The organism is Mycobacterium sp. NGS61 (assembly GCF_059812325.1).
In genome coordinates, this window is record NZ_JCALCL010000002.1 from 443,184 (window position 1) to 459,480 (window position 16,297).

At 68.0% G+C, this 16,297-nt stretch carries 17 protein-coding genes; 11 read left to right on the forward strand and 6 right to left on the reverse strand.

The window, feature by feature from the left end; translation table 11 throughout:
- Position 1: 1 nt before the first annotated feature.
- Together AC5Y3Z_RS06630 and AC5Y3Z_RS06635 are read right to left on the reverse strand one after the other, a co-directional pair.
- Positions 2-826 carry an ABC transporter permease gene (locus AC5Y3Z_RS06630; RefSeq protein ID WP_463825277.1) on the reverse strand — a complete coding sequence of 275 codons (825 nt, stop codon included), beginning with the start codon at positions 824-826 and terminating at the stop codon, positions 2-4.
- Positions 754-1,533 carry an ABC transporter ATP-binding protein gene (locus AC5Y3Z_RS06635; RefSeq protein WP_463825278.1) on the reverse strand — a complete coding sequence of 260 codons (780 nt, stop codon included), beginning with the start codon at positions 1,531-1,533 and terminating at the stop codon, positions 754-756. Before AC5Y3Z_RS06635 ends, AC5Y3Z_RS06630 begins: the two co-directional genes overlap by 73 nt.
- A 61-nt stretch (positions 1,534-1,594) precedes the next feature.
- On the opposite strand from AC5Y3Z_RS06635, the gene AC5Y3Z_RS06640 reads away from it, so the two are divergent.
- The gene (locus tag AC5Y3Z_RS06640; protein ID WP_463825279.1) at positions 1,595-2,206 is read left to right on the forward strand and encodes a DNA-3-methyladenine glycosylase; all 612 of its coding nucleotides are present in this window, start codon (positions 1,595-1,597) and stop codon (positions 2,204-2,206) included.
- An 8-nt stretch (positions 2,207-2,214) separates the two neighbouring features.
- Here the strand turns inward: AC5Y3Z_RS06640 and AC5Y3Z_RS06645 are convergent, their stop codons facing one another.
- Entirely contained in the window at positions 2,215-3,117 is a 903-nt protein-coding gene (locus AC5Y3Z_RS06645) for a bile acid:sodium symporter family protein (RefSeq protein WP_463825280.1), read from the reverse strand.
- A gap of 149 nt (positions 3,118-3,266) precedes the next feature.
- Here AC5Y3Z_RS06645 and tyrS point away from each other — a divergent pair, with 149 nt between their 5' ends.
- Positions 3,267-4,547, forward strand: a complete 1,281-nt coding sequence (tyrS, locus tag AC5Y3Z_RS06650) for a tyrosine--tRNA ligase (RefSeq protein ID WP_463825281.1) — start codon at positions 3,267-3,269, stop codon at positions 4,545-4,547.
- Here the strand turns inward: tyrS and AC5Y3Z_RS06655 are convergent.
- From AC5Y3Z_RS06655 to AC5Y3Z_RS06665, 3 genes are all read right to left on the reverse strand, one after another.
- Positions 4,544-5,980 (reverse strand): TfuA-like protein, encoded by a 1,437-nt coding sequence (locus AC5Y3Z_RS06655; protein WP_463825282.1) that lies wholly within the window; start codon positions 5,978-5,980, stop codon positions 4,544-4,546. The two genes, tyrS and AC5Y3Z_RS06655, sit on opposite strands and share 4 nt — an antisense overlap.
- Positions 5,977-7,239 (reverse strand): YcaO-like family protein, encoded by a 1,263-nt coding sequence (locus tag AC5Y3Z_RS06660; RefSeq protein ID WP_463825283.1) that lies wholly within the window; start codon positions 7,237-7,239, stop codon positions 5,977-5,979. Before AC5Y3Z_RS06660 ends, AC5Y3Z_RS06655 begins: the two co-directional genes overlap by 4 nt.
- A gap of 323 nt (positions 7,240-7,562) precedes the next feature.
- Complete coding sequence (locus AC5Y3Z_RS06665; protein ID WP_463825284.1) at positions 7,563-7,715, reverse strand: hypothetical protein; 153 nt, start codon at positions 7,713-7,715, stop codon at positions 7,563-7,565.
- A gap of 204 nt (positions 7,716-7,919) precedes the next feature.
- Between AC5Y3Z_RS06665 and AC5Y3Z_RS06670 the strand changes: the two genes are divergently transcribed.
- The 9 genes from AC5Y3Z_RS06670 to AC5Y3Z_RS06710 all read left to right on the forward strand — a co-directional run bounded on the left by AC5Y3Z_RS06670 (position 7,920) and on the right by AC5Y3Z_RS06710 (position 16,189).
- Entirely contained in the window at positions 7,920-8,270 is a 351-nt protein-coding gene (locus AC5Y3Z_RS06670) for a DUF732 domain-containing protein (RefSeq protein WP_463825285.1), read from the forward strand.
- 74 nt (positions 8,271-8,344) lie between these two features.
- Positions 8,345-9,166, forward strand: coding sequence for a tetratricopeptide repeat protein (locus AC5Y3Z_RS06675; protein WP_463825286.1), 822 nt, complete (start codon positions 8,345-8,347; stop codon positions 9,164-9,166).
- Positions 9,159-10,169 (forward strand): HAD-IIA family hydrolase, encoded by a 1,011-nt coding sequence (locus tag AC5Y3Z_RS06680; protein ID WP_463825287.1) that lies wholly within the window; start codon positions 9,159-9,161, stop codon positions 10,167-10,169. Before AC5Y3Z_RS06675 ends, AC5Y3Z_RS06680 begins: the two co-directional genes overlap by 8 nt.
- 12 nt (positions 10,170-10,181) lie before the next feature.
- A complete protein-coding gene (locus tag AC5Y3Z_RS06685) occupies positions 10,182-10,358 on the forward strand; it encodes a hypothetical protein (RefSeq protein ID WP_463825288.1) in 177 nt (58 codons plus the stop codon).
- Positions 10,359-10,366: 8 nt separating this feature from the next.
- Positions 10,367-11,176: a TlyA family RNA methyltransferase gene (locus tag AC5Y3Z_RS06690; RefSeq protein ID WP_463825289.1), complete on the forward strand. Its 810-nt coding sequence runs from the start codon at positions 10,367-10,369 to the stop codon at positions 11,174-11,176.
- Complete coding sequence (locus tag AC5Y3Z_RS06695; protein ID WP_463825290.1) at positions 11,173-12,096, forward strand: NAD kinase; 924 nt, start codon at positions 11,173-11,175, stop codon at positions 12,094-12,096. The genes AC5Y3Z_RS06690 and AC5Y3Z_RS06695 overlap by 4 nt, the downstream gene beginning before the upstream one ends.
- 3 nt (positions 12,097-12,099) lie before the next feature.
- Positions 12,100-13,839 (forward strand): DNA repair protein RecN, encoded by a 1,740-nt coding sequence (gene recN, locus AC5Y3Z_RS06700; protein WP_463825291.1) that lies wholly within the window; start codon positions 12,100-12,102, stop codon positions 13,837-13,839.
- 211 nt (positions 13,840-14,050) lie between these two features.
- Positions 14,051-15,232: a putative cytokinetic ring protein SteA gene (gene steA / locus AC5Y3Z_RS06705; protein WP_463825292.1), complete on the forward strand. Its 1,182-nt coding sequence runs from the start codon at positions 14,051-14,053 to the stop codon at positions 15,230-15,232.
- Between the two features lie 12 nt (positions 15,233-15,244).
- A complete protein-coding gene (locus AC5Y3Z_RS06710; RefSeq protein WP_463825293.1) occupies positions 15,245-16,189 on the forward strand; it encodes a copper transporter in 945 nt (314 codons plus the stop codon).
- Positions 16,190-16,297: the final 108 nt, after the last annotated feature.

Below are 16,297 nucleotides of genomic sequence, written 5' to 3' on the forward strand. Positions count from 1 at the left end.
GCTAGGGCGTCCGCCTGCGCAGTGTGGCAGCGGCCAGGCCCAGCGCCGCGACCGCGAACGCCATCACCACGACGATGTCGCGTACGGCGAGAAACGTCAGGTCCGGGTGGGCGCCCACCTGTTGCAGGGCCTCCAGCGCATAGCTGGCCGGCATCACATTGCTGATCCACTCGAGCCAGTCTGGCATCGCGGCCCGCGGCACGATCACACCAGCCAGCAGAAACTGCGGGACGATCACCACCGGCATGAACTGCACAGCCTGAAACTCGCTGCGCGCAAATGCACTGCACAACAGGCCCAGCCCGACACCCAGCACCGCATTGATGATGGCAATCACGAACACCCACAACGGGTTTCCCGCCGTGTCGAGGCCCAGCAACCAAAACGACACCACGCACGCCAGGCTCGCCTGAGCCGCCGCGGCGACCGAGAACGCGGTCCCGTAGGCCGCCAGCAGGTCCAGTCGGCGCAATGGCGTGGTCAGGATGCGCTCCAAAGTTCCCGACGCCCGCTCGCGTTGCATGGTGATCGAGGTGATCAGGAACATCAGCAACAGCGGGAACAGGCCCAGCAGGATCAGGCACGCGTTGTCGAACGGTGTCGGTGCGCCGGGCCGGTGCGGGGCGTTCTGAAACATGAAGTACATCAGCGTGATGATCGCGCTGGGCACCACCAGAATCATCGCCACGCTGCGGCGGTCGGCGACCAACTGACGCAGGATCCGTCCGGTGCTCGCCGGGTACGCCTGAAGTCCTATCCGGCCTTGGATTCCTGCTCGGTGCTGCGCCGAATGATGGACAGAAACGCTTGCTCCAGGGACGTGCATGAGGTGTCCTCTCGTAGCTGGGCCGGGGTGGTGTGGGCGACCAGACGCCCTTCCCGCATGAGCAGTAGGTCGTCGCAATGGTCGGCTTCGTCCATCACGTGGCTGGAGACCAGCAGCGTGGTTCCGCCGCGGGCGAGTTCGGTGAACTGTTCCCAGAGATCGACGCGCAGCACCGGATCCAGGCCTACCGTGGGTTCGTCGAGGACCAGTAGGGCGGGGTGGCAGACCAACGCGCACGCCAGCGACACCCTGGTGCGCTGACCGCCGGACAAGTTGCCGCAGTACGCCGTTCGATGATCGGCCAGACCGACCCGGTCGATGGCTTGCGTGGCGGCCTCGCCGTGGTAGCCGTGCAGCGCGGCGATGTAGCGGACGTTGTCGATGATGCGCAGATCGTCGTAGATGGCCGGGTTCTGCGGCAGGTAGGCGACCTGCCGACGCAGCGCCGCCGATCCGGCGGGGTGGCCCAGCACGGTGACGGCCCCTTTGGAATGGCTGGGCAGGATCTGCGTGCCGACGATGCTGCGCATCAAGGTCGTCTTTCCGCAGCCGGACGGGCCGAGCAATCCGGTGATGGTGCCTTCGGCGATATCCACCGAGATGTCGTGCAGCGCGGTGCGTTTTCCCCGAACCACTCGCAGGTGTCTGATGCTGACGGCGGGGGGCGAACTGCTTCCAGAAAATTCATCATGCGATGAAGTCATCATGAGATGAATAATTCGCCGGTGCTGCGTGGATGTCAAGAGGCGCTCGGGCAGAATCGGTTCGGTGAGCGCTGAGCAACTGCTGGTAGACCCGGTCGCGGCCGCCCACCGGCTGCTCGGTGCCACCCTGACCGGCCGTGGTGTCAGCGCAGTGATCGTCGAGGTGGAGGCCTACGGCGGGGTTCCCGACGGCCCGTGGCCGGATGCCGCTGCGCATTCCTACCGCGGACGCAGCGCGCGCAACGCCGTCATGTTCGGGCCACCCGGGCGGCTCTACACCTACCGCAGCCACGGAATCCACGTCTGTGCCAACGTGGCCTGCGGACCCGACGGGACCGCCGCCGCGGTGCTGCTGCGGGCCTGCGCCGTGGCCGACGGCTTCGACACGGCACGGTCGCGGCGCGGCGAACTCGTGCGCACCGCCGCGCTGGCGCGCGGGCCGGGTAACCTCTGCTCAGCTCTGGGAATCACCATGGCGGACAACGGTATTGATGTGTTCGACCCGGACAGCCCGGTGCGGCTCGAACTGTGCGGCCCGCTGACCGCAACGACGGGACCCCGGGTCGGAGTGAGTCACGCCGCCGACCGGCCGTGGCGATTGTGGCTGCCCGGCCGGCCCGAGGTGTCCGCGTACCGCCGGAGTCCCCGAGCGCCGGCACCCGGCGCCAGTGACTAGTGCGGTGGCTACGCCGGAGGTTTCCGCGCCAGGGTGTCGTCGGCGTCGGGGGCCGAGCGGTACGCCGGGTCCAGACGCCGGACCGCAAAGATGAACGGCAGCGCGATGAACGGCGCGAGGATGCCGTAGATCGCAGCCGGAGTGGCCATTTCGGCGTTGTTCAACAGCTGCGGGCTCAACGCGATCCCGATGGCCACCACGGCATTGTGCAGTCCGATCTCCAGACTGACCGCGATCGCCTGGCGCGGAGCCAGCTTGAGGAAGCGCGGCGCGAGGTAGCCGATGGTGAGGCTGATCGCGCAGAACAACACCACCGCGGCGCTGAGCACCCCGAAGTTGTTCCACAGCGTCGCCTGGCCACCGGCCACCCCCGCGACGACGGCGATCACCAGCAGCACCGCCGCGGCGATCTTGACCGGAAACCCCAGCCGTCGAGCCAGATCCGGGAACCGGTGCCGGATCGCGACACCGACCGCGGTAGGGATCAGGACGAGGGCGAACACGGTGAGAAACTTGTCGAACTGCAGGGGGATGAAGCGTCCGTTGCCCAGGAACCACGTCATCGAGACCGCCAGGATCGCGGGGATGGCGAAGATCGACAGCACCGCGTTGATCGCGGTGAGGGTGAGGTTGAGCGCCAGGTCACCATTGGCCAGATGGCTGAGCACGTTGGCGAACATGCCGCCGGGAGTAGCCGCCATCAGCATCAGCCCGACCGCCAGATTGGGGGACAGGTCCAAGGCTTCGGCAATCGCCAAGCACACCGCTGGCAGCAGCGCCGCCTGACAGAGCAACGCCACCAGCAGCGGACGGCGCAGCGTGGCGGCCCGGCGGAAGTCGTCCACCGTCAGCGTCAGCCCGAGCGCGAGCATGACCGCACCGATGACCAAGGGGAACAACTGGCTCTGCATATCGCTTCCGCGGGACGTGGGCTGATTTTGCCTTCAGTGGCAGCAAGTCACTCTACGGCCGGTGGTGGGCAGCGCCCTCAGCTGGAATCAGGTAGAGCGGATCGCGGCCACGTACCGGCCGCGGTAACCGTCCTGCAAGACTCTGTGCCATGGGTAGCGAGCCTTCCGGGATCCTCGACGAGTTGAGCTGGCGCGAACTGATCGCGCAGTCCACCGACCTCGACGCGCTGGCCGCCGAGGCGCAACGCGGACCCCTGACCGTCTATGCGGGATTCGACCCCACCGCGGCCAGCCTGCACGCCGGACACCTGGTGCCGTTGCTGGCGCTGCGTCGATTCCAGCGGGCTGGGCACCGCCCGATCGTGCTGGCCGGCGGCGCCACCGGGCTGATCGGCGACCCACGCGAGGTCGGCGAGCGCAGCATGCACGAGGTCGACACCGTCGCCGAATGGACCGAACGAATCCGGGGCCAGCTGGAGCGCTTCGTCGACTTCGACAATTCGCCGACCGGAGCGATCGTCGAGAACAATCTCGACTGGACCCGGCCGATGTCGGCGATCGAGTTTTTGCGCGACATCGGCAAGCACTTCTCGGTCAACGTGATGCTGGACCGGGACACCGTCCGGCGCCGCCTGGAGGGCGAGGGGATCTCCTACACCGAGTTCAGCTACATGTTGCTGCAGGCCAACGACTACGTGGAACTGCACCGGCGGCACGGCTGCACACTGCAGCTCGGTGGATCGGATCAGTGGGGCAACATCATCGCCGGGGTGCGATTGGTGCGCCAGAAGCTCAGTGCTGCCGTGCACGCGCTCACCGTGCCGCTGGTGACCGCAGCCGACGGCACCAAATTCGGCAAGTCCACCGGTGGCGGCAGTCTGTGGCTGGACCCGCAGCTCACCAGCCCGTACGCGTGGTACCAGTACTTCGTCAACACCGCCGACGCGGACGTGATCCGCTACCTGCGCTGGTTCACCTTCCTGAGCAGCGACGAATTGGCCGAGCTGGCGCAGGCCACCGCCGAACGCCCGCAGCAACGCGCAGCGCAGCGCAAGCTGGCCGGTGAGCTCACCACGCTGGTGCATGGTGAGGCGGCCACCGCCGCCGTCGAGCACGCCAGCCGGGCGCTGTTCGGGCAGGGTGAGCTGGCCCGTCTTGACGAGGCGACGTTGTCCGCGGCCCTGCGCGAGACGACGGTCGCCGAATTGAAACCCGGTGAGGCGGACGGGATCATCGACTTGTTGGTGGCCACCGGGCTGTCCGACAGCCGTAAGGCGGCGCGTCGCACGATCGGCGAAGGGGGCGTGTCCGTCAACAACATTCGCATCGACAGCGACGAATGGGCCCCACACTCAACGGATTTCCTGCACGGACAGTGGCTGGTGCTGCGCCGCGGCAAGCGCAACATCGCCGGGGTGCACCGGGGTTAAGCGGGCTGGGGGCAACCCAGCCGGCCGACTTCAAAGGACGGCAGTTCGTCGTCGGCGGCGGCTACCGCGAACATGGTTGCGGCGGTGTAGAAGGCATCGGTGGTCATCAGCCCGCGGCTGGCCAGTTCGACGCGGTCGGCTGCCGTGCCCCAGCGGTTGCTGAACAGCCTGTTGAGTTGGGTGGGGTCGGGGCGGTGCAGGTTCAATTGCGGCTTCTGCCTGGCCAACTCGTCTCGCCTGGCCAGGGCCTGTGCCACCAGCATCCGCCACTGCGGCAACCGCGGGTCGGTGCGCAGCAGGTCGAGGAAATGCTGGATCGCGGGCAGTGAGCGGGCGAAGAACAGCGTGCGGGTGGTCAGTCGCGCCGCGACCGAGATCGGATCGTCGTGCAGAGTGGCGTTCTCCTCGTCGGTCAACCAGTACGCCCGGACCTGCGCGGGGAAACCGGACTCGTCGACGATCCCCGTCGCCAGCGCGTAGTGGTGCGCAACGGTCTCCAGCGCGCGCTCGTAGTCGGCGATGCCTACCGCGGCGACGGCCTTGGCGGCGCGCTCTCGGACGCTGCTCCGGTCACCGGGATGGGTCAGGTTCCAGTGCCAGGCGGCGACCTGCTCGAGGGCGGGCAGGTAGGCCCAACGGTCGGTGGCGCACAGGCTGAGTAGCGACAGCACGTCGAGGTCGAGAATGTCGACGCTGGAGTCGTCCGGCAGGGCGACGGGGGTCGGCGGGGCCCAGCGCTGCCGCCACCGTTGCGACCAGATGGTCGGTGGCGGGCCGGGCCGTACCGCGACATCCCGTGGCCCGCGCACGATCTCCTGCAACGCCAGCACCGCGTCGGCATGTTTGACGTCGACCCGCATCGACTTCAATTGCTTTGCCAGCTCACGATTTTCCGGTATCCCTACCGCTTCCAGCAATCGATCCCAGGTGCGCTGGGTGAAGGTGGTGCGGCGCGCGGTCTCGACGATTCGTGCACCGGCCGCCGCGGACAGCACACCGGAACGCACTGCGTGGGCGACGGTTTGGCGAATGTTCACCAACGCGTCCACAAACACCGGATAACCGTCTTCGGGGTCGCCGTGCACCATGCCGACTTCGTCGTCTGCCTCGATGACTCCGTCTCGGTAACCTTCGAAGACCCAGCCGTAGCCCTCCATGCCGAACGGGTGCAATTCGGCCGCCCGCAACGCGCCCATGCTCGATGAGCCGACCACCCGCACGCCGTCGTCGATCAGCGTCAGTAGTTCCTTGTGCCGCACCGCAGCGCTCTGGAAGAACAGCCCGTCGACGATGAGCAGGGTGTCACCGGACCGCAATCCGTAGCGAAAGGCGTCACCGAATGAAATCGGTGCTACCACTTCGGCATCGGAGATGATCGCATGAATGTCCGCCGCGCTGATCGTGGGGCCGGCCGTCACCACGATCCGGGTCATGAGTGCTCCTCCAGCGGGGTGCGCAGGGGTGACTGGATGGTCGCCGACAAGCCGGGGGCGATGACTTTGACGACCGGCACGCACGCGTCGGCGAAATCGCACACCACGGCCAGCGGTTCGGCGCCGGCCTGAGCCGCCACCGCGGTCGCCGCCGACGCCAGCAGGTCGTGCAGCGAGTCACTGGACGTGACATGCCACGGTGTCGGTTCGGCATCGGGCATGTCCTGCATGGACTTTCGGGCCGGGGCATAGGTGTGCACCCGGGCGAATCGTTGGTAGATCGCCGACGGCAGATCTTCGCGGGCTCCGCTGATGGCCGTCAGCCGGGACTGCGCGGCTTCGGTAATCGCCCGCGACAGCGCAACATTGGGGTTGTGGTGAAGTCCGCTGCCGCTGAACGGGACCTCCATCATCGGCGAGCTGATCTCGGCGGCGAACAGGTAGTAGCCGTCCCAGGTGTCCATCCGGGCGACCTGCAGTTCGCTGCCCGCCCGATGAATCATCTCGATGAGCTCGGCGCACTCCGAGCGGGCGACGTCGTCCAGCGGGACCCCGAACAACGTCGAGCCGGGTCGGGCGGCGGCCATGCCGTGACGCTCCATGATCTCGTAGAGACCGTGCAGGGCGGCTTCGTGGTAGCTGTTGCCCGATGCCAAACCCGTTGTGTCCATTCCGAATATCGGCGGACCCCAGGAATCGCCGACCGCGATGTTCACCACGGTGGCCAGCCAGGGCACCCAGGTCTTGCGTCCGGTCAACAATGTCGTGGCGATCATCCAGTCGAGCTTGGCGCCGCGGTGATAGAAGCTGCCCGCCGGACGGTTCAGCTCGGCGGGATCGTAGGTGAGGGTTTCAGCGAGTTCGTCGGTGGAGGTCGAGGTCAGATCGGGGGTGATGTTCTCGACGTGCCAGTTCTCCAGAGACTCCATCGCGGCCGATACCTGCGCGGCGCGGTAAGTGGTGGCTTTGCCCTGACTGACCGACAGGGTCAGCGAGGCCGGTCGTACTGCCTGCACGGTGGGGATGCCGAGGTCGTCGAGCCAGGTGAGGTCGGCGACGCGAGTGATTCCCGCTGCGCTGAGCAGCGGCTGAATCGCCGCCCAGGTCTGCTCGGGAGAGATGATGCGGTGGGTGCCCGCATGGTGGCCGATGGTCAGCGGATCGGCGTGACCGAGAACTCGGGACGGCCAGTGCGACCAGTCAGGGCCGGTGCGTACCACGGTGCCTGCACTAGTGCTCAAGCCCGGCAGTTCCGACATGGCTTCACGCTACTTAGTTCGGTGATCGACGGGTGGGAAATCAGCGAGTCGGCGAAAAATGTTCCAGCGGGATCTCATCGCGGAGAGAGGGGGGGAGGGCTGCGATGAGATCCCGCTGGATGGTCTGACTACTCGGCAGCGTCAGCGACCGTGAAGAACGGCATCGAGTAGGCGGACTCGGTCTCGGAGAACAGGATTTCGTGGGACATGGGGTACTACCTTTCGGGGAAGTTGTTTCGTCGGATTCGGGCAAGCGGGTCAGAACGGGATGGACATGCAGATCTGCCTTTCCGGTCGACGAGATGGTGTCGGGGAAGGTCAGATCACTCGGCGTCGCCGGCGTGGAAAGCCGGAGCGGTGTAAGCGGTCTCGTACTCGCAGAACAGGTTCTCGTAGGACATGGTTTCCTTCTTTCGGGAGCTGGGCGGTTGAGCTGACCTGGATTCGTGGTGTCTTGTCTCCGTGTCGAAACCCATTCTTCGGCGCCGGGCACCGGCCCGGTATCCCCTTACCGGCTGCTGCGCAGCGGAAAACTCGGTCCGCTGACGGCACGAGTCGGGCCGTCCACCGATCGGGGGACGACCACTACCCGAGCCGCGTCCCCCTGCAAAACGCGGTAGTGCGCAAATCTTTATCGCACTGTGTTGCGGACGTGACCCGCGTTGCGCACTGTTGTCACGATGACCGCACCCGTGCTCGCGCTCAGAGTTCTGGCGCTGACACTCGGTGCCTTCGGGGTGTCGGCCGGGGTGGCAGCACCAATTCACGCGGACATGCTGGGCAATTCCTTTCTGAACGCGTTGACCGCCGCCGGCATCTCCTATGGGCAGCCGGCGACCGCGATCGCGCTGGGCCGGACGGTGTGTCCGAAGGTGTTGGCGCCCGGGGGCACGTTCGACGCCGTCGCCGCCGAAATGGCGGAGATCAACGGGCTGTCGCGGGAGCGGGCGGCGGGATTCACCGTTGTGGCGATCGCAACGTACTGCCCGTCGTTGCTGTCGCCGCTGTTCCCCACCCGGCTGCAGGCGTAGCCGCCGCTGCTGTCCGGCCGTGCCTGCTGTCGGCAAATTGTGTGGTTGTCCCGAGTGCCCGTAACCTCTAGCGGGTGGTCGACGACAGGCAGGGGCGCAGCGGGGCGAGGCGTCCGCGACCTGCGTCCGGCGGCGCCCGCGGGCGTGATCCGCGCCGGGAGGGCGACGCGTCATGGTCGGGTCCCGGCCGAGCCCGCCCGGCCCAACCCAGGCCCAACGCCGATCGCGCCACGCACGACGGGCCCCGGATACCGGCGGACGTCGACGCCCGACAGCTGGCCCCCGAGGTCCGGCGCGAGCTGAGCACCCTGGACCGTGCCACCGCCGACGCCGTTGCGCGCCATCTGGTGGCCGCGGGCGGGCTGCTCGACGACGACCCGGAATCCGCGCTGAGTCACGCTCGGGCGGCGCGGGCCCGCGCCAGCAGAATCGCCGCGGTCCGCGAGGCGGTCGGCATTGCCGCGTACCACTGCGGCGACTGGGCGCAGGCGCTCGCCGAATTCCGCGCGGCCCGCCGGATGGGCAGTAAATCCGCGTTGCTGGCACTGATCGCTGATTGCGAACGCGGCCTGGGTCGTCCGCAGCGGGCCATCGACCTTACGCGCGGGCCCGAGGCAGCGGAGCTCACCGGTGACGACGCCGACGAGTTGCGCATCGTCGCCGCCGGCGCCCGCGCTGACCTGGGTCAGCTCGAGCAGGCGTTGACCGTATTGTCCACCCCGCAGTTGGACCCGGCACGGACCGGCTCCACCGCGGCACGGTTGTTCTACGCCTACGCCGAGACGCTGCTGGCGCTCGGGCGTAACGACGAAGCGCTGCAATGGTTCCTGCGCTCGGCGGCAGCCGATGTCGAAGGTGTCACCGACGCCGAAGACCGGGTCAGCAGCCTTGGCTGACACCAAAACGCTTGCGCAGGAACATGATTGCCTGCTCCTCGACCTGGACGGGACAGTCTTCCGCGGCCATCAGCCCACCGAGGGTGCGGTGCAGACGCTGAGCGAGATAGCAAGCCGCACACTGTTCGTCACCAACAACGCCTCCCGGGCTGCGGACGAGGTCGCCGCGCACCTGTGTGAGCTGGGTTTCACCGCAGCGGCCGACGACGTCGTCACCAGTGCCCAGAGCGCGGCGCACCTGCTGGCCGGGCAACTTCCGTCGGGCTCGAAAGTCCTGGTCGTCGGCACCGACGCCCTGGCCGGTGAGATCTCGGCGGCCGGCCTGCGGCCGGTCCGCTCCTTCGATGACGACCCGGACGCCGTCGTCCAGGGTCTCTCGAAGACCCTCGGTTGGCCTGAGCTGGCCGAGGCCGCGCTGGCGATCCGGGCGGGCGCACTGTGGGTCGCCGCCAACGTCGACGCAACCCTGCCCACCGAGCGAGGCCTGTTGCCGGGCAATGGGTCTCTGGTCGCCGCGCTGCGTGCGGCCACCGGCGAGGAACCGCAGGTAGCGGGCAAACCGGGCCCGCAGCTGATGAAGGATGCGGTGGGGCGGGGCGATTTTCGCGCGCCGCTGGTGGTCGGTGACCGGCTGGACACCGACATCGAGGGCGCCAATGCCGCCGGACTGCCCAGCCTCATGGTGCTCACCGGCGTGAACTCCGCACGCGACGCGGTCTTCGCCGACGCGGCCCGCCGGCCCAGCTACATCGGCGCGGATCTGCGGTCGCTGCTGCGCGAACCCGACGAGCTCAAAGTCGGCGATCAGCCAGGCTGGCAAATCGACAGCCGGGACCGGACGGTCACCGTCACCGCGAGCGGCAACGGCCAGAAGGACGATCTGGCCATCGTGCGTGCCGTCGCCGGTGCAGTTTGGGACATGGACGAGACACCGCGCATCGAGGCCGGTGACGATCAGGCCCGCGACGCGCTGGAGCGCTGGTCGCTGCTGTCCGACGAGTAGCGTAGGAGCGCAATGACTATCGATCCCGAACAGATTCGCGCGGAAATCGAAGGGCTGATGGCCCAGCTGCCCGACCCGGCCGACGCGACAGGCGGACCGTCGCTCGAAGAGCTCGAGGACATCGCCAGACGACTATCCGAGGCGCACGACGTGCTGATGCGGGCGCTGGAGTCGGCGGAGAAGGGCTGAGTGCGCGCATGGCACGGCGTGCTCGCGTCGACGCCGAGCTGGTCCGGCGGGGTCTGGCGCGATCCCGGCAGCAGGCCGCCGAGTTGATCGGTGCCGGCCGGGTGCGCATCGACGGACTCCCGGCGCACAAGCCGGCCACCGCGGTAGCTGTCACCGCCGCCTTGACGGTCGCCGACGACGGCGAACGCAGTTGGGTGTCGCGCGGCGCGCACAAGCTGATCGGAGCGCTGGACGCGTTCGCCATCCCCGTGGCGGGCCGCCGTTGCCTGGACGCGGGCGCATCGACCGGGGGATTCACCGAGGTGCTGCTGGACCGGGGCGCCACCGAAGTCGTCGCTGCCGACGTCGGGTACGGCCAGCTGGCGTGGTCGCTGCGCAGCGACCCGCGGGTGCTGGTGATCGAACGCACCAACGTCCGCGACCTCGCGCCCGCAGCGGTCGGCGGGCCGGTCGAGCTGGTGGTGGCCGACCTGTCATTCATCTCGTTGGCCACGGTGCTGCCTGCGCTGGTTGATTGCGCTTCGCCCGGCGCGGATATCGTTCCCATGGTGAAACCGCAATTCGAGGTGGGCAAGGGCCAGGTCGGGCCCGGTGGGGTGGTACAGGATCCCCGATTGCGCGCGGAGTCGGTGCTTGCGGTCGCGCGTCGTGCCGGCGAGCTGGGCTGGCACCCGGTCGGAGTGACGGCCAGTCCGTTGCCGGGCCCGTCGGGCAATGTCGAGTACTTCCTGTGGTTGCGCGCCCAGACCGAGGGTGCGCTGAGCGGCGATGAGTTAGCCGGCGCGGTTCAGCGCGCAGTCTCGGAGGGGCCGCAGTGACGTCACCACGAACCGTACTGCTGGTCGTCCACACGGGCCGGGACGAAGCGACCGAGACCGCCCGGCGGGTGGAAAAGGTCCTCAACGAGAACAACATTGAGCTGCGCGCGTTGTCGGCCGAGGCGGTGGACCGGGGATCGTTGCGGATGGCTCCCGGCGATATGCGGGCCATGGGCGTCGACATCGAGGTCGTCGATGCGGACCCACGGGCCGCCGAAGGCTGCGAACTGGTCTTGGTCCTCGGCGGCGACGGCACGTTCCTGCGCGCGGCCGAATTGGCCCGCAACGCCGGCATTCCGGTGCTGGGGGTGAACCTGGGCCGGATCGGTTTCCTGGCCGAGGCTGAGGCCGAGAATATCGATGTCGTGCTCGATCACATCTGTGCGAAGAGCTATCGGGTGGAAGACCGCCTGACGCTGGATGTCGTTGTGCGCCAAGGTGGCGAGGTGATCGGGCAGGGTTGGGCGCTCAACGAGGCCAGCTTGGAGAAGGGTCCCCGCCTGGGTGTGCTCGGTGTGGTGGTCGAGGTCGACGGCCGGCCGGTGTCGACGTTCGGCTGCGACGGGGTGCTGGTGTCGACTCCCACCGGGTCCACCGCCTACGCATTCTCCGCCGGTGGCCCGGTGTTGTGGCCCGACCTCGAGGCAATCCTGGTGCTGCCCAACAATGCTCATGCCTTGTTCGGCCGGCCGATGGTCACCAGCCCGGACGCGGCGATCGCGGTCGAGATCGAAGCCGACGGACACGACGCGCTGGTGTTCTGCGACGGCCGTCGGGAAATGTTGGTCCCGGCGGGCAGCCGGCTCGAGGTGACCCGCGCTGTCACACCGGTGAAGTGGGCGCGACTGGACAGCGCACCGTTCACCGACCGGCTGGTGACCAAGTTCCGGCTACCCGTCACAGGTTGGCGCGGGAAGTAGCCGGTGCTCACCGAGATCCGCATCGAGTCGCTGGGCGCCATCAGCGTCGCGACCGCCGAATTCGGCCGTGGCCTGACGGTGCTGACCGGTGAAACCGGAACCGGCAAGACGATGGTGGTCACCGGTCTGCATCTGCTCGGCGGCGCGCGCGCCGACCCGACCCGGGTGCGGTCGGGCTCCGACCGTGCCGTGGTCGAAGGTCGTTTCACCACAACCGATGTCGACGATGCGGTGACCGCGGACCTCGACGGCATCCTGGACGCCTGCGGTGCCGAGCGCGATGAAGACGCCAGCGTGATCGCGCTGCGCACCGTCAATCGGGACGGGCCGTCGCGCGCCTACCTCGGCGGTCGCAGTGTGCCCGCGAAGTCGCTGAGTGAATTCACCACGCACTTGCTCGCGTTGCACGGCCAGAACGACCAGTTGCGGTTGATGCGTCCGGACGAGCAGCGCGGAGCGTTGGACCGCTTCGCGGCGGTGGGGGCCGCGGCTGAGCGTTACCGCAAGCTGCGCGATGCCTGGCTGACGGCGCGACGCGATCTCGCCGATCGCCGCGACCGGACCCGCGAACTCGTCCAGGAGGCCGACCGGTTGAAGTTCGCGCTGCAGGAGATCGACGCGGTCGCCCCCCAACCCGGTGAGGACGAGGCGCTGGTCGCCGATATTCTGCGGCTCTCTGAACTGGACACGCTGCGCGAGGCCGCGGCCTCAGCGCGCGAGTCGCTGTCGAGTTCGTCGGAGGAGGCCGTGGGCGCCGCTGACGTGCTGGCACGGGCCCGGGCGGCGCTGGAATCGACCGGAGACACCCGGCTGCGGGCGCTGGCCGACCAGATCTCTGATGCGCTGACGGTGGTCGTCGACGCGGTCGGCGAACTCGGCGACTACCTGGACGGGCTGCCGGTCGACGCCAGCGCGTTGGATGCCAAGCTGGCCCGGCAGGCTCAGTTGCGCACGCTGACCCGCAAGTACGCCGCCGACATCGACGGCGTGCTGCAGTGGGCGCAGGACTCCCGCGCGCGGCTTGCGCACCTGGACGTGTCCGAAGAAGGGCTGGCCGCGCTGCAGCGCCGCGTCGACGATCTCGGACACCAATTAGCTGACGTAGCAATCGATCTCAGCAAGATCCGGCGCCGGGCAGCCAAGAAACTGGCCAAGGAGGTCACCGCCGAGCTGTCCGCGCTGGCGATGGCCGACGCCGAGTTCAGCATCGGCGTCGCATCGGACCTCGCCGAGTCGACCGACGCGGCCGCGCTGTTGCTGCCCTCCGGCGAGACGGTCAGGGCCGGTGTCGACGGCATCGACGTCGTCGAGTTCGGCTTCGCCGCGCACCGCGGCATGTCGCTGCTGCCGCTGGCCAAGAGCGCCTCCGGCGGGGAGCTTTCCCGCGTCATGCTCGCCCTGGAGGTGGTGCTGGCAGCGTCGGCGACCGGGACCACCATGGTCTTCGACGAGGTGGACGCGGGTGTGGGTGGTTGGGCGGCGGTGCAGATCGGCCGGCGGTTGGCCAAGCTGGCACGTACCCACCAGGTCATTGTCGTCACGCATCTACCGCAGGTCGCCGCCTACGCCGACGTGCATCTGGTGGTACACAGCCACGGACCCAAGGGGGCCAGTGGCGTGCGCCGATTGGACAGCGACGACCGGGTGGCCGAACTGGCGCGCATGCTGGCCGGTCTGGGCGAGTCCGACAGCGCGCGGGCGCACGCCCGCGAACTGCTCGACACCGCGCAGAGCGAGCAGTGACCCCGGCGCCCGCGGGGTGCGCGAGCGACCTCATAGGTGCGCCGACACGCCGATGCGGACCGTACATATGGGGACTCTGGTCCCGCGCTCCAACACCTTGATGCCGCACCGCCATCAAGGTGTTACAGATGTGACGCTTTTAAACTAATGAGGCAGATGTTACGGCGCGCCTCCCCGCAGCGAGCGGTCCGCGCGGACAGAATCAGCCCCCATGAAGATGTCAGCACTTCTATCTCGCAACACTGACCGACCGGGTCTGACCGGCACCGCTCGCGTGGACCGCAATATAGACCGACTGCTGCGCCGGGTGTGCCCCGGCGACATCGTGGTCCTCGACATCCTGGACCTGGACCGCATCACCGCCGATGCCCTGGTCGAAGCTGACATCGCCGCCGTCGTCAACGCCTCGCCCTCGGTGTCGGGTCGCTACCCCAACCTCGGGCCCGAGGTGCTGGTCAACAACGGGGTCACCCTGATCGACGAGACCGGGCCGGAAATCTTCAAGAAGGTCAAGGACGGCGCGAAGATCCGCCTGCACGAGGGCGGGGTGTACTCCGGTGACCGCCGACTGATCCGGGGCACCGAACGCACCGATCACGACATCGCCGACCTCATGCGTGAGGCCAAGAGCGGACTGGCTGCGCACCTGGAAGCGTTCGCCGGCAACACCATCGAGTTCATCCGCAGCGAGAGTCCGCTGCTGATCGACGGAATCGGCATCCCCGACATCGACGTCGACATGCGGCGCCGGCATGTGGTGATCGTCTCCGAGGAGCCCAGCGCCGCAGACGATCTGAAGTCCCTCAAGCCGTTCATCAAGGAGTACCAGCCGGTGCTGGTCGGCGTCGGGCAGGGCGCCGACGTGCTGCGCAAAGCGGGCTACCGTCCGCAACTCATCGTGGGCGATCCCGACCAGATCAGCACCGAAGTCCTCAAGTGCGGCGCGCAGGTGGTGCTGCCCGCCGACGCCGACGGGCACGCCCCGGGTCTGGAGCGCATCCAGGATCTCGGTGTCGGGGCCATGACGTTCCCGGCCGCCGGGTCGGCGACCGATCTGGCGCTGCTGCTGGCCGATCACCACGGCGCTGCGCTGCTGGTCACCGCCGGCCACACCGCCAACATCGAGACGTTCTTCGACCGCACCCGCTCGCAGAGCAACCCCTCGACGTTCCTCACCCGGTTGCGGGTGGGGGAGAAGTTGGTGGACGCCAGGGCGGTCGCCACCCTGTACCGCAACCACATCTCCGGGGGTGCCATCGCGCTCCTGGCGCTGACGATGCTCATCGCGATCATCGTGGTGCTGTGGGTGTCGCGCACCGACGCTGTGGTGCTGCACTGGGTTGCCGACTACTGGAACCGCTTCACGCTCTGGATCCAGCACTTAATCTCCTAGATCGGACTCGTCATGATCTCGTTACGCCAACATGCGATCTCGCTGGCCGCGGTCTTCCTGGCCTTGGCCATCGGAGTTGTGCTGGGCTCGGGGTTCTTCTCCGACACCGTGCTGTCCAGCCTGCGTAACGAGAAGCGCGATCTGGCCGCACAGGTGAGCGGACTCAACGACCAGCGCAACGCGCTCAACGAAAAGCTGAGTGCGGCAAACAATTTCGATGCCCAAGTGCTCGGCCGGATCGTGCACGACGCGCTGACCGGCAAGGCGGTGGTCGTTTTCCGAACCCCCGACGCCAAGGATGACGACGTCGCCCGGGTGTCGAAGATCGTCGGGCAGGCCGGCGGCTCGATCACCGGAACCGTGTCGCTGACCCACGAGTTCGTCGAAGCCAACTCGGGGGAGAAGTTGCGCTCGGTGGTCAACTCGACGGCATTGCCGGCCGGCTCACAACTGAGCACCAAACTGGTCGACCAGGGCTCGCAGGCGGGCGACCTGCTCGGTATCGCACTGCTGACCACGTCCAAGCCAGATGTGCCGCCCGTCGACGAGGCCCAGCGCGACACCGTCCTGGCCGCCCTGCGCGAGACCGGCTTCATCACCTATCAGCCCAGCCAACACGTCGGCGTGGCGAACGCGGCGATCGTCGTCACCGGCGGAGGGCTACCGGCCGACGCCGGCAATCAAGGGGTCACGGTGGCGCGGTTCGCCGCCGCGCTGGCCCCACACGGCTCCGGCACGGTGCTGGCCGGGCGCGACGGCTCGGCGGGCGGCAGTGCGGCGGTGGCCGTGGCCCGTGCCGATGCCGCCATGGCGGGTGCGGTGAGCACTGTTGACGACGTCAACGCCGAGTCCGGGCGGATCACCACGATTCTGGCGCTGCACGAGTTGCTCGGTGGCGCGCATCCGGCGCACTTCGGCACCGGACACGGCGCGACGTCGGTGACCGTTCCCGAGTAAGGGCGTGTTACCCGCGGCGCGACGCGGTGGATGTTAGGGTGGGTTTCCGTGGGTCGGCAGGCCCAGTTCGTTGAATTCCATGCATCGCCCTGCCCGTCTTCACGGAGG